8 protein-coding genes are annotated in these 13963 nt (G+C 47.1%); 1 reads left to right on the top strand and 7 read right to left on the bottom strand.

Annotated elements, in window-relative coordinates:
• Positions 1–60 precede the first annotated feature (60 nt).
• Positions 61–201 carry a hypothetical protein gene (locus ACXAFI_RS17985; protein WP_475109901.1) on the top strand — a complete coding sequence of 47 codons (141 nt, stop codon included), beginning with the start codon at positions 61–63 and terminating at the stop codon, positions 199–201.
• 114 nt (positions 202–315) lie between these two features.
• Here ACXAFI_RS17985 and ACXAFI_RS17980 read toward each other — a convergent pair whose 3' ends face one another.
• The 7 genes from ACXAFI_RS17980 to ACXAFI_RS17950 form a co-directional block, all read right to left on the bottom strand.
• The gene (locus tag ACXAFI_RS17980) at positions 316–969 is read right to left on the bottom strand and encodes a hypothetical protein (RefSeq protein WP_475109900.1); all 654 of its coding nucleotides are present in this window, start codon (positions 967–969) and stop codon (positions 316–318) included.
• On the bottom strand, positions 957–1469 hold the full coding sequence (locus tag ACXAFI_RS17975) for a hypothetical protein (RefSeq protein WP_475109899.1): 513 nt from the start codon (positions 1467–1469) through the stop codon (positions 957–959). Before ACXAFI_RS17975 ends, ACXAFI_RS17980 begins: the two co-directional genes overlap by 13 nt.
• Positions 1470–1542: 73 nt before the next feature.
• Positions 1543–2025 (bottom strand): hypothetical protein, encoded by a 483-nt coding sequence (locus ACXAFI_RS17970; RefSeq protein ID WP_475109898.1) that lies wholly within the window; start codon positions 2023–2025, stop codon positions 1543–1545.
• On the bottom strand, positions 2018–2518 hold the full coding sequence (locus ACXAFI_RS17965) for a hypothetical protein (RefSeq protein ID WP_475109897.1): 501 nt from the start codon (positions 2516–2518) through the stop codon (positions 2018–2020). The genes ACXAFI_RS17970 and ACXAFI_RS17965 overlap by 8 nt, the downstream gene beginning before the upstream one ends.
• Before the next feature lie 315 nt (positions 2519–2833).
• Positions 2834–3154: a hypothetical protein gene (locus tag ACXAFI_RS17960; protein WP_475109896.1), complete on the bottom strand. Its 321-nt coding sequence runs from the start codon at positions 3152–3154 to the stop codon at positions 2834–2836.
• Between the two features lie 894 nt (positions 3155–4048).
• Positions 4049–4474: a hypothetical protein gene (locus ACXAFI_RS17955; RefSeq protein WP_475109895.1), complete on the bottom strand. Its 426-nt coding sequence runs from the start codon at positions 4472–4474 to the stop codon at positions 4049–4051.
• Complete coding sequence (locus ACXAFI_RS17950) at positions 4471–13026, bottom strand: RHS repeat-associated core domain-containing protein (protein WP_475109894.1); 8556 nt, start codon at positions 13024–13026, stop codon at positions 4471–4473. Before ACXAFI_RS17950 ends, ACXAFI_RS17955 begins: the two co-directional genes overlap by 4 nt.
• Positions 13027–13963: the final 937 nt, after the last annotated feature.

The raw sequence follows: 13963 nt of genomic DNA, 5'->3' as shown, positions 1-13963 counted from the left end.
CTGGTGGACCTGGCGTAAGCCCTCAAGGTCAGCACGGTCGAGCTACTCGGCGTAAAGCCGGTGAAGAAGAGTAAGCAGCCGGATTCCAGATTACTGCGGCGGATGCAGCAGATTGAGAAGCTGGACGCCGCCACCAAACGGCAAGTAATTCAGGTGATCGATACGTTTATCGAGAATGCCAAGCTGAAGAAGCAGGCTTGATGATCCATAACGACAAAGCCCCGGCAGATTACTTTGCCGGGGCATTTTTGGGATTTACATGACTTGAGTTGCAAGGCTAAGCATCCCTCTCACCTCGCTATCATCGGCTAGTTCCTATATCCTATAGCTCACACTCATCAGGATATGTTTCTTGTCGTATGTTACAGAGAAAAACGCTGTACCTCCCTGCAGGTCAAACACTATCCCATCGCCAAAAACTTGAGTATACTTCCCCTTAGTCGGGTTCATGACTGCCGAAGACAATATCTCTTCCACATACACCTTTGACCAGGACTGAGAGATATTTGAACCACAATTGGTTTTATCTCTCAACCCAGCAATATAAAAATCAATCTGCTCTCTAAATGTTTTTGTTTTAATAAATTCTCTAAATTCAGCCCCATCCTTTTCAGATATACTAGATATTTCACTCGCAATAAGATCAAAATGGGAGTTTTCAAGCGGAAAAACCAAAACTTCTGTCGTGCTATCTGAAAAATTAAGCTTCACCTTGTCGAACTTGGATTTTGCTAAATCATCGACTGAAATCAACTGATTACCAAATACTGGGACTAAAAAAGAGCGGTATTTAATAGTCATTAGGTTAGAGTAACGGTCAAATGAACCTTCAGGCTTAAGCCAATCTCCATCACCAATTGATTCAGAACTGAGATCCGATAAAAACTTACACATCTTATTCAGTTTGTAGTCATCAGATGACCAGCTTAGAGAAATCAGAGAGATCAAAGCCAGAACTAGAGCACCCAAATATTTCTTTTTCGTAACTTGGTTACTCCTGTCTCAACAACATCATAAACCGCTTCATAGACCTTCTTTTTCCCCTCGGAAGTGTTTGTTCTATCATAAACAATATCCCGTATCTGATGCTTAAGCTGTTTTCCAGGGTCAAACTTTCCTCCACCAGTAAAATATTTCCACTGTAAATCGCCATATTGATTTGCAATGGCTTTAAGATGCTTCGTTGCCCAAGACGATCTTAATCCCGCCATTGCCTGCTGGCTCATCACATATAATTCAAAATTATTAGATGCATTCTTTCCCAAAAGAAATGAATAGGAATCTATACTTTCTCTATCCAAAAACCCTATCGTAACAAGTGCCGCAATAAGAGGGGCACTATCTTTGTGGTCTTTATTTTTTCGAATGCTCTGGCTCAAAGGCATGATTGTGAAGTATGAGGCCCGGCGCTGGACACGTACTGGATAATAAAATCCCCGGCAGATTGCTCTACCGGGGCTTTCTTTCAATGACGCGTCAAAACTAGAACCGCCTACTTTTCACTTTTATGCTGCAAGCGATGGAAAATTGGAACCTGAGAAGTTAAAGGCTTAAAGTGGGGCCGTCAGCCTTCAAAGATTTTACAAGAGCTGATAATTTTTTGTTACTTCTCCTCAGCTCTGCAACAGCGTCATTTTCCCAGCTTTGATTCCAACAAATATTTAAAGCTTTTTTCGTAGCCTCGCTTATAGCATCGAGCAGATGAGAAGATGAAACACGTGCCGAAAACTCAACTTTCTTCCGTTTTGTATCGATAAAAGACAGTCTGCACTGAGTCGCACTTTCTTTTTCTGCAGAAACTTCAAATGGCCCATCCATAAAACTAAACTCGGCAGAACTTGATTCTCCCTCTAAAACAAGCTCAACGATAGATTCTGCCCACCAGTTTAAAACTACAATAGCAAAATCATTCCAATCAGACTCAGGAAAGCAATAATCAGCAAGCTTAAAATAAATAACACCTGTTATACGATTAGATGAATTTTCGAATGTGTCTTCTTTTAGGTCTATTTGTAAATTACTCATGCAGAACCTCAAGTCTTAATATGGATAAGCGGTTTCTATTTGTTTTAGTGTTCACCCACATTTCAACACCAAGACCATCATACTCCCCTCTGACAAGCACACGCTCTCCCTGAGTTTTTATTCTCTTTCCACCCCTGTATGACTGCCGAATTGCTTTTTCAATTGCTTTTTCAGACATAACATCAGGAAACAAATCTTTCTTAGAGCTAGCCCTAGAGCCTCCCGCAACATGGCCAGAAAGTACATGCTCCATATCAATATCGATATTTTTCCATGATGGAAGATTGATGGGTTTTACAGCGCGCCTTATTGATTTAAGACCTCTCGCCAGAAAATCACCGGCAACAGGAACCACACCTACAGCAGCAGCAGTAACATTAATTAATGTTGGATCTTCAGCAGCTTCATGGAAACCTTTTACGTCACCAACGCCTGGCGTAAAGTCCGCAATAATTCCGGGGATCTCTTTTTGGAATGGATGAGAAACATCCACACCAGAAACATTATTTGGATTTCCATGAGAACAACCCGATTGGGATGCTTTTCCACAACCACCAGTGAGATTACTCTGCCCAGAAGAGTTGTTCCGACGCGAACCCGCCGCTATTTCCGCTACAACCCCAATGCAATCAAGGACTTAAAGAGCACTCGCGCCAAGGCGAACCCCAGATTATCAGGTCACAACCCCCAAGGCACTTTTTCCCTTAACTTTGCCGCACCGCCGACGATAACTGCAACTCCCAGATACAACAAAGCCCCAGCAAAGTAACCTGCCAGGGCTTCGTCCTAATTGAGCCCGATCCCAGCGTCACGCTCCTAAAGTTGGCATCTGCTGTATTTCAAGTACTCTACCAATAGCCAGTACCTCATCACACACAAGGATTTCGAATCTCTCTCCCACTATTACACCTGATGAAACGGGTCTACCGTCAAACAACATTATTTTACCTATGCCCGTATCATTAAATTGAATGGCATCCTTATTTAAATTAAACAGGGATGCTGGGAGATCTGTACCGCAAATTCGTATTACAAATCTTGCAAAATCAGACAGTTTTATATCTTTGGTCAGAAGGGTTGGTTTCCCTCTAGATATTTCTGCTCTAAAAACTAATTCAGCTCCGGTCATTTTGTATTCAACTCCTGTATCCCACCAAGTCTTCTCGCATCAGAATTAACCATCCCCAGATGTTGTGTTGTTGGAGCAGTTACAATGAACGTACCTCCATGGTCAGCAATAAATTAAGGATATAGAGAGCGGAGAGTAGTAAAGGAAACCCTTCCCATAAAAATAGTATGCGGAAGCATGTAATCTGGGTTTGAGTGTTGATTTCCAGTTGCAGGGAGACTTTCCTGAAAAGCCTGTGGCTCTTATATTGGCAGATTCTTTAGGGCCGGCCGTTCTAAAAAGCGAAACTGTCTCCTCACCTCTTGCTTGTGCTTCAGAAATTCTTGATTCAATCGCTGCTCTCAATGCAGCCAACTGAGTATCTTCACCTGGGTTTAAGCCTGGCGAATAACTCATCAGTCCAACAAAAGTTGCCAACCTTGCAAGCAAGCCTGCTTTCGCAACATTTCCAGCAGTGCCAGGGGATGCTGTTGGAGACGGAGTTTGAACCGTCGGGTTTAAAACAGGAATCCCTGGTGCAACAAACGCTAAGTTTGGATCGCCACCTTCACCACTCTGCCCAGAAGAGTTGTTCCGATGCGAGCCGGGAGTTATTTCCGCTACAACCCCAATGCAATCAAGGACTTAAAGAGCACTCGCGCCAAGGCGAACCCCAGATTATCAGGTCACAACCCCCTAGGCACTTTTTCGCTTAACTTTGCTGCACCGCCAACGATACCGTCCGCTGCAAGCAGCTCGATAATGCCAAGCTGAAGAAGCAGGCTTGATAAATCACAACGATAAAGCCCCGACAGATCTCTCTGCCGGGGCTTATTCCTCCTAAGGACTATTATGCTTCTTGGTTTCGTTTGGCTGCAGTCCTAATTATTTGAGCACAGGGTTCCTTAGTGGCAGTCATCTTAATTTATCCAAGTCTTGCGTCTTAGACAAAACTGGTGGCTTTTTTATCTTTTGTTCAAAGCCTGTCGCAGAGAAAGAAATAATGCCATTATCACATTCAATTTCATAATCCCACTTCGTAAGCTTCCCATTCGGAGTTAACCTCTTATTCGATCGCTTAATATCGCTAATAAACAAAAGCATATTATCTTTAAATTCCAGGCTCACTTTAAAATCTGAAACATCTAAAAAAGTGAGATCGCACGGCGACACCCAAAAGCCTTGATCTCTACCATCACCTTTTTCCCATTTTAAGATGTAATCAATATCAAAGGAAATTTTGAAATCCTCTGTTGGCATAACTACCGAATATAACCGCGCATCATGCCACCCCATAACCTCAAAATCTTGATCACTCCAAAGGGGTTTAACTTCAATCATAGATTTCGCCTCTCAAGAATATTCCTTACTATTCTGATATCCTGCTGTGTCATTTGCTTAGGGATTGCACTTCTGTCTTTATTGAAAAAAGTCTCGCCTGTATTGGGGTTAGTATTAGGGTAACTATGCTGCACGTGCGGGGTTTCCACTCCTTTGTGAGCAGCGCCATCAAGGTCGTAATGTGTTTTCTTCCCTGGAGACTGAACCGTAACAGTATTCTTATTGTTATTAAGCTTTTTAAGCTCTAACGCCTGCTCCTCAATTGAAGGTACTTTCCTTGTAACACTACTTACTCCCCTCATAGACCCCATTGGGTTTCTGGCAAATAAACCAACCAATATCGAAGCCGGCAAAGCTAAATCATGGCCAAGCTGTGCTTCTGGAGAAACCGGTGCTTCAAATGGAGACTCATAATCAGCCCCCACTAAATTTGCAGGTGACAATTCCCCAGGGTAAAGCTCAACAAAAGGATTAGGTGAATCGTACCAAGCCGAAGAAGCAAAAAGGTCAAACATACCTTTGAGGAAGCCGCTACCTATTCCATCGGAGTTGCCACTCTGCCCATTGTCACCAGTTCCACCGCCAATATCCATTGGCCCAGAGCCATTCAGAATTTTAACGTCGAAACTTTTTCCATTCCCAGTCGATACGGTGAATGTACCTGGCTCATATGAGCTTGCATGTCCGATAGACGCCGCGCTCCTCGAATCACGCTTGGGCCGAACTGTAACATCATTTAAATCGACACCTGCCGCGTTTTTGGTTTCGGCTGAGTGTGGCCCTCCTCGAGAGCAGGCGTCTCCAGACCCTGCTCCTATAAACTGGGGGCAGTACCCACTGGGATCCGTTCCAGCCAAAGGATTATTCAGAACATAACTATAGGGATTGAGTGCCTGCGAGTTGCCTGGATCTACGATAAACGGGTCTACGCTCAGGAAGCGACCCAGATTGTAATCATAGGCCCGCCCGTTCATATGGATCAACTCCACATCATCCAGGTGCTCATGGTCGGTAAAGCCCCGGGTAGTGAACTGACTATCAAGAATACCCGGCAGCTTATCAGTGATATTACCCAGCCGCGGCTTGCCAAACGGATCGAAGCTGTGAGTTTCTTTAAGATTGCCTCTATGATCACCAATAGCGACAGTCGATCCGAGGCGGTCCCGATGGGTAAAGCCTATAGCACCAGTGGTAACACTTGCGGTTTCCGTCGTAGTGATGACCGCAATATCACCAATAAAGTGGCGATATTGGGTCTGCCCCCCTCCTGTTATCTTTTCGAACAGCTTATCGATATACAGGGTGGTCTTACCACTGGTTTGGTTTACCTGCTTGTAACGCATCTGGTCGGCGCCGTAGTAGAAATACAGGTTGGCGCCATTACGCTTGATGCGGGTGGGTTTATTAAAGGCGTTGTACCAGATCTGCTGCGTACCGTTTTCATGGGTACGGTTGCCGTTCTGGTCGTAGCCGTAAGTCTTGGTGCCTCCATTGATCAGGCTTACGCTCTTCACCGCGTTGGGGCCACCATTGCTGCCGCCGGTGTAGCTGTATCTGCTGGCGAAGTCGTCTTTCTTCAGCAGGTTGCCGATGGCATCGTAGTCGTAGTCGATACCAGGGCCATCGGTGCGGGTGCTGTAGTCGAGGCGGTTGAGGGCATCGTAGTAGTGGTTCTCTACGTTTAATGCTGGGGATTCTGAAGGTATCTGCACTACCCGTTCAGACAGGTTGCCGAAGTTGTCGTAGCTGTAGGCAATACCCTGGTGGTTCTGCACCAGGCTGTCGAAGGTGGTACCGGCCATCTGCCCGGTTTCCGCATGGAAGTTGCGGCCGATGGTGTAATTGCCAGCGGCAACATTGGCAAATTCCCACTCGCCCCAGGCATCCATCTGGGTGATTTCCCGATAGGTGTAATCACTGGCGGCATTGCTGGTGCGGAATTGATAGCCAGTGCTGTTGTAGTTGTATTGGAGAGTGAGCCCGGTGGGATAGCTGAGCCCTTTTAGGCGGCCGTAGTTGCTATCGAAATAACTCTGCGTCACAAAGTCTTCGCCATCAATGGCGGTGGTGACTTTGTAGGGGCGGCTCAGGGCATCGTAGCTGTAGCTACGCGCATAGCTGGCATCGCTGCGGCTCTCCCTTGCGAGCAGGCCCTTGCCGTTGGCGGCGCTGTCGTAAGTCCAGCTGGCTTCCTCTGTACCGTTCACAGTGCGACTGTCCATACGGCCGAGGCGGTCGTAGGTGTAGCTGGTGACATCAAGGTTGCCGTCGATCTCGGTCTCCACTTCACCAAAGCCAGTGTAGGTAAACGATTTAGAGCCCATATTGGGATCGTCCACCCATTCCTTCTGGCCGAGGGCGTTGTACTTGGCGGTGATGCGATTGCCGCTGGCATCCCGCAAGACGATCGGATTGCCGGCACCGTCGTAGGCATAGCGGGTGGTGCCCTTCAAGGCATCGACGGTTTCGGTCAGCTGCTGCAGGCCGTTGTAGGTGCGGCTCATGGTGCGACCGTTCACCAGGATACTGGTGGTAAATCCACTGGCCTGTTCGTGGGTGTAGGTTACATCCAGTTGCTGGCCGTTGGTCTGGTTCACCGTCTTGCGCAGGGCACGGCCGAAGGTGTCGTATTCCAGGTAGCGGGTGCCGTAACTGGTGCCGCTGCTGGCATAGTGGGGTACCGATTCAAAGGTGGTCTGCCCCAGAGCGTTATAGGTCACGGCTGTCGCTATCCAATCGCCACCATCAAAGGCCTGCACTTCGGTACGGATCACGCGACTAAGCTGGTCGTGATAAGTGATCTGCTCTGGCGTGCCGGCCTGCTGCTGAATGCTTTTAAACACCGCAGCAGGCGCGCGGCTACAGCCGGAACTGCACCACTGCATGGCGGTATGTATATCCGGTGCGGCTTTTAGACCAAGAGCGGAGGGCGCCGTCACCCCAGTGGGGCGGCCAAAGGCATCGTAACTGTAGCGGGTGGTTAAACCATTGGCGTCGGTGACCGAACCCGGCTGGCCAAACTTGGCGTTGGTCACGGTGGTTACCCTGTGGCCCAGGGAGTTTTTAACCGTTTTGGGGAAGTAGCCATCGTCGCTAAAGGCGATGCTCTCTGCTACCCGTGCCTGCGCCTCTCCTTCGGCGGAAGTAGTGACTTTGGTAGGCAGGCCGTAACTGTTGTAAACGGAATCCACCTGGGTCCACTTGCCATTGGAGGGTGTGGTTTTTACCCGTTTGGGCTTACGGGCATTGCTATCCCAGGATAGGAAATCCACTACTACGGATTGCTGGGTATCCGTATTTGCAGCAATAGAAACTCCTTTACGGCTCTGGATGGATTTTTTGGTGACCGTCTGTTTTGAAGGTTTATTGATCCACCAGTTAGTCTGGTCCGCAGTGGCATACTGAGTTTTCGTAGTGGAAACCACAATATGAGAGCTGTTGGCTTCTTCGTAGCGGTTTTCTGCCAGCAGCACATTACCCCAGGCATCGAAGCTACTGGTCTGGCTCTGGGTATACAAATGTGTGCGGCTGTTGCCCGATCTTTTCAACGTGCGATGAATCGAAGTCTGCTTTTTAGAGCCGACAAAATAGGGGGCACTGGCAGAGACATTCCACGAATCTGTGAGTGCATCTACCACTATTGGTGATGAGTGTCCCCCCTTGGGCCAGAATTGCCACTCGAATTTGGATTCTTCAAAGGCCTTCACGCTGCTGGCATCGGAGGAGCGATCCCCCAGTTTCCATTTGCGCTGTTTATACAGCTTACCTGCCAGCGGGAATATCTGATGGAAGTCAGACTGGGTTTCAATATCTGCGGCTAGGTCTTCCTCAATAATGCTGTGGAAGCCTTGGAAACCCCGGCCGATATTGTTGTATACGGCCCCTTTGTATCGGTACTGCCGAGCATTCATACCTCCAACACCGTTGCTACTGCGGTATTCCGCGACCACATACATGCTAGAAGCAAATTCAAAATGCTGATCCTGAGTTGCTTGATTCAGACTACCAAGGTAGGCGCCACGTTCATAAAACGGCTTGGCATTACTATGAAAACGGGCATCATTTGAGGATAGCGGCCGATACTTCCACTCTTCGCGTACACCAAGGCCATTTTCTACCGCGCTCAGCAGGTCAATGGGCTGGTATTTTTCGCGTCCCTTAGCGGCTCCGGGGTTGTAGTTAACATAAATACCCTCCGGTTTACCACTCAATACACTGCCAGCTTTCGGCGCTTTCATTTTGCAGTTGGCACTTTCACATCCATAGTTGAAGACCAGATCCTGCAGCCCCTTGCCAAAGGTATCTATAACTTCAAAGTTATTCGTACCAGCAATCAAATTGGTCGGGCGATATTCCGCTGTGATATTGCCATTGCTATCTTCGCCGAAGTGCAATGCCTTGTATTTGTAGATATTGGTATTGTAAAAACTTGGTATGGTAGTCAAGTGCTCTCTACCGCCCTTAGCTTGGTGGTAATAACCGTATAGGTCCTTGCCACAGCGCCATTCCGTGCCCCCCTTATGGTAAACAATACTGCAACCCTCAACTTCAATAGAGCCGGGCATTAGCAACTCATTTTTACCATCACCATCAACGTCCATGGCAAAGATACTATCTCCAAAGAGCGCTTGTTTTACCGTTTTGTCTGTCTCGTTCAGGATATCCCCATTAACGTAGTAGTCACGAGTCGCTATTGATACACCGAGATTGATCGGGGCCGAGAACCTACCGTTGGCTTCATTAATTCGTAGGTAAAGGGTAGAGCTGTTACCGATCCAGCCAACCCAATCCGGAAGACTATCCCCATTTACATCAACAAATGTGGAGAATGGGAAACGCACTAATGAGCTTGGTTTTCCATAACCAAACCCGACGGTGTCGAATTCTATGCGTCCAGTAGAGGACTGGGTGGTGAGCAATAGCATACTGGGCGAGAGCACTTCGTCCATTGAGTATTTGGTCAGGATCGCAAAATCCGGCAAGCCATTGCCATCCATATCACCCATTGGCGTGATTTCAGAGCGAGTGTCACATTCACCAAAACCGCTTGAGTTCTTGCAACCGTGACCGACAGTTGAGTAGGTATACAAAAGTTGTGCATCAGCTTGTCGATAAGGCACAGACTTGTTTTGCGTATGGAAATAAAGATAAATTTCCGGGTTGCGGTTGTTATAACGGAACACGGTTATATCGGGCCAACCATCCCCGTCATAGTCGGCCACTTTTAACAGCGTGTCTATTTGAAAACCACCAGTCCCCGGCTCAGGGGCATCCAGTGGAATATTGGTACCTATCCAATTACTTCCAGTACTCGCACTATTCGTGTAGCCAATTTGTAGATATCCGCTTTGAACTTTCCAACTGTCTGTCTTGCCATCAACATTAAAATCCCCTTCCACACAGTGTGTGCTGAAGGTGCGAATTACCGAATAACAGGTCATCAGGTCAAAATTGTTCGGGGTACTATTGCCCTCAGCATCCACAAACAGTCCTGGCCAGTCCCTCACGCCATCACCATTGCGGTCCCCGTGTGGTACATGCGATTGGAGGCTATGTACCGGACCGGGATGTAATTCCTTACCATCACTATCGGTTAACAGCCGAACCGAGTAATCGATAGGATTTTCTAGCCATTCAAAGTTAGTAGGTTCCCGGCAAATACTGCCCAGCACATCGAATGCACATTCGGAAATTGAGCGCAACAGCGTACGTCCACTGGTCGTACTGGGGGCGCCATAATGCAACGTGTATTCGCGAATCAACGTCCCGTCATAGCGCACTTGGATTTCAGACAGGCGTTTGGCTTGCCGATCTATTCCATAGCGCGTATAGGCTGTACTGCGGTCACTGCGATCTGCGTAGTTAAAGGTGACCTGCCGGTTGCCGCGATTAGCGCTGTCGCCGGTGTAATAAATGTTTCGTAGTAGTTCTTCGACCTGAAATTCGTCGTTACCGATCTGTACAGATTCGTATTCATACTCAATAACGTTGTTACCACCATCCTTTTCTAGGCGCTGTAGACGCCATAGTTTGCCCGCACGGCTAAAATATTCACGTGTCCCATTGGGGTGGTACGCGATAAAAGTTTTATAGGCTCCGTTACGGCCCTCAACAATTTTTACAAAGTTATCATGCTCCGTGCGGTACTCAGCGCCAAGCGCCCCATAAGTACCACTCACTAAGCGCAGGCGTTCACCGTTGTAACAAAGTTTGGCGTGCCTAAAGAGATAGTTGCTGCCGTCTTGCGCATAAGTAGATTGGCATTTAGCGATCACTGAACCCGTGGCAAGTTGCCATCCTACCCCGGCAATACCGTTATCTGCTCGGCTGGAGTAGTTCAAGGAAACTGCGGGAGCAACGTTGTTCCGTCCTGGCGGAAGCGCAATGGGTATAGAGTAGTTACCAGCTCCGCCATTGACACCGCCCGACCCAGCGACTACCCCATGGAAATTACTGGTCCTTAAGAAAGGTTCACTGAAGTTAGCATCAGGCACGGACCCACCCTGGAATGCCCATTTGAACAGGTCTATCTCGATTTTAAGTATCGGAGATTCATCACTACACCTGTCGGAGTTACAGGCCAGTATTTTGTACTCCCAGGTCCCGTCTTCATCAAAGTCGAAAGTTTTCTCCGTTTGCGCTCCCCGGTAGACTTCTTCCCACTGGCCATCAGGAACCCTCTGGTACAGCACTAAGTCATAAGCAAAAGCGTGGGAGATATCATTCCAAGCCAGCGTGACATTGCCATAGCCATCCGGGCCCGACTTAATATGAAAATTAGTTGGAGTAGCTGGCTTTGGCTTGCGAATATAAACAGTATGGGGGGGAGAACGGTTACAATGTTCTGGATCAATATCGACAGCACAGGCACTGATAGAGTGGCTATAGCTGCTACCATGCGAACCCGTAAATGCATAGGAGTGGACAGCGCCTGCAAGAACCGTTTCCTCACCGTCCCGTTCAATAATATAAGAATCCACGGGCTCTGGGGGAGCCGTCCAAGTGAGCGTGTAATTAGTGCTATCACTAGTCGCCGGATTATTCCAGAAATCACCGGGAACTGAGGGGATGGGCCAAGGCTTGACTATCACAGTGATCCTATCCGACAGCGAACAGGCATCAGCATTACAGGCTTTTACCTGATAACTGTGGGAAATATCCCCCGGCCCCATATTATCTGGCTGATCATACTGATTCTGACTATTCCGCCGGTCCAAGATATCCTGTATCTGACCATCCTCAAATAATTCAGCGCTCTCCAGCTCCTGACCATCTATCTGCCATGCAATAGTATATCGACCATAATAACCGCTATTGTAAGTGCTCTGCTCCGGTGCCTGCGTTACCACCACAGACACGGTGGGCGGAGGGTATTCTACAAATACACAGGTCGGAGCCGAGTAATTGCCCAAACTGTCTACGTTAATAGCTCGGACCTTAAAGCAATGCTCCCCTCTCTCTAAGTTAGACAGTGTTTTTTTCAGGGACGCTGTATTTTGAATGGGGCCCCAGCCTGCACTCGGTGTCTGCTGTTGCAACTCATAGCTATCGACGGTTCCTGAAGCTTTGATCCACTGCACATCAAAGCTACTTGTCGTCAGAGGGGTATTATTGGATAAGGTCGGCGCAGCCATATCACCGGGCTTACAGTGCGGCTTTCGGATAAAGTCAGAATATGTGTAGCCGCTCCAATTACTGTAATAGCCGTTTAGATAATACCTGGCCCTGATAGCGTATTTATAATCCCTGCCAGCCAGCAAATTATCCCGATCCTGCTTCGTCCCTGAGTTGGAAGTGGTTATTGTGCTCCAATTACTCCAATTGCCACCATCGGGACGGAATGACTCAACGACCTGGTAGCGATTCCCACCGGAGGCGGCTCCCCAGTTAACATCTAAATTGCTATCACATCTCAAGCTCGCAGGCGAAAAGCTTGCATCCCCTGGTTTCCCCGGTGTTCGCACTACAGTCGTTCGATGAGAGCTGGAGTAACTGCTGCAACCAAACTTGTTACAGGTTCTTATTTGGAAGTCCCAAATACCATTAACCAAACCGGAAACCGTCTTGCTCACATTTTGGGACGACGAAACCACGTCAACCGCAGAGCCCCAGCTGGAGCTAGTGCTGAGCTTTTTACGGTATTGGTATTTGGTAACTGGTCGTGCAGGCTTTGACCAGGTTAAAACCACATTGCCATCTTTGCTGCTAGAAGGCCCAGATAAATTACTAGGTGCAACCGGGGACATATCAACCGTTACGGTTTGTGAGCCCAGGGTATGGTGCTCAAAATGTGATGAACAACCAAAGTCCTGACCACCAGGACAGACCTCAATATTCCAGACGACATCGTAGCGATAAGTGCCGTTCGTACTAACAGCTACATTTACCGAAGTGCCCGAAGACTTCTGTAGTGTGCGAGTATACTTCCCACTCTTAAACTCATAAATGAACACCACCCCGTGCGATTTCCAGTTGTATTTCATACCCGATGTCGGGGTTGTAGGAAAAGTAATGGTGAAAATACCATCTGGATCACTAGATGGACCACTCACCCCACCAGTGCCTGCCCATACCATTGCTGAGAAAATAAATCCCCAAATTAATGTAATCAAGTGCCCAATATTATGGACACCTCGGCACAATCCCTGTGTAGAAAAAATCATTCCCAAAAACCGAATTTGCAATCTAGATTTATTTGGCCGGCAAGCTAACACAATTTTCTCTATTTATCTCAGCCAATATAAAGACATTAAAATACATGCGGACTTTTGTGACTTTTTGTTATATTGCCATTTTTATAATGACCACTTAATAAAATCTGATCTTAACCGCTCTAACAACGAGCGAGTCCGCGCCGGCATCACCAGGTTATGGTTGGAAAGTAGAGGGACGGCCAGGGCATTTCCACTTTCTAATTGCCCGGTTTATTTAAATTTTCGATACTCTATTTCGAAGTTGGCATAATAGGCTATTAAAGCCTCCGTAAAATTACGCTACAAGGCAAGCTAAGCTCACAACTTAGCTTTTTCTTTTAAAGATAATTTTCTGTGATATATAGAGAGAGCCTGTATAAAAAAAAGAAAGTCCAAAAAAGTAAGATTACCCAAGGCTTCCTCAACCACCATCCTCGAGGGGGTAGTGGGCATCCAGAAGAAATACCATTACCTTATATCCGAAAATATTTGCATATAAAATCTTTGTAAGTCCCTCACCTAACTGAGAATTTTTCTCAGTTAGGTTTACATATTTTGATTGATGCAAAGGGCTAAATCATCTACCGATATGCATCACGCTGATATCTCACTGGGCTATTTCCTTCACTCTCATAAACCCACTCATAATGCATACCCACTCAGCACCAAGAAAATAAATAACTGTGTGAAAATTGCTTTTTTAGATAAAATATTAACTACTATATTTTAGGATTCTGGAGAGCAAAAAAAGTCTCTTAAATTTTTGCATTCAAACCAGTAACTTTTCTTTAAATAT

The organism is Microbulbifer sp. ABH2_005 (assembly GCF_056160005.1).
Note: the sequence above shows the minus strand (reverse complement) of the source record. Positions and strands in the feature narration are given on the sequence as shown.

Bases quoted from the DNA above. Each gene is read 5' to 3' on its own strand.
- ACXAFI_RS17970 (WP_475109898.1), bottom strand. From the start codon at position 2,025: ATGAGTAATTTACAAATAGACCTAAAAGAAGACACATTCGAAAATTCA.
- ACXAFI_RS17960 (WP_475109896.1), bottom strand. From the start codon at position 3,154: ATGACCGGAGCTGAATTAGTTTTTAGAGCAGAAATATCTAGAGGGAAA.
- ACXAFI_RS17955 (WP_475109895.1), bottom strand. From the start codon at position 4,474: ATGATTGAAGTTAAACCCCTTTGGAGTGATCAAGATTTTGAGGTTATG.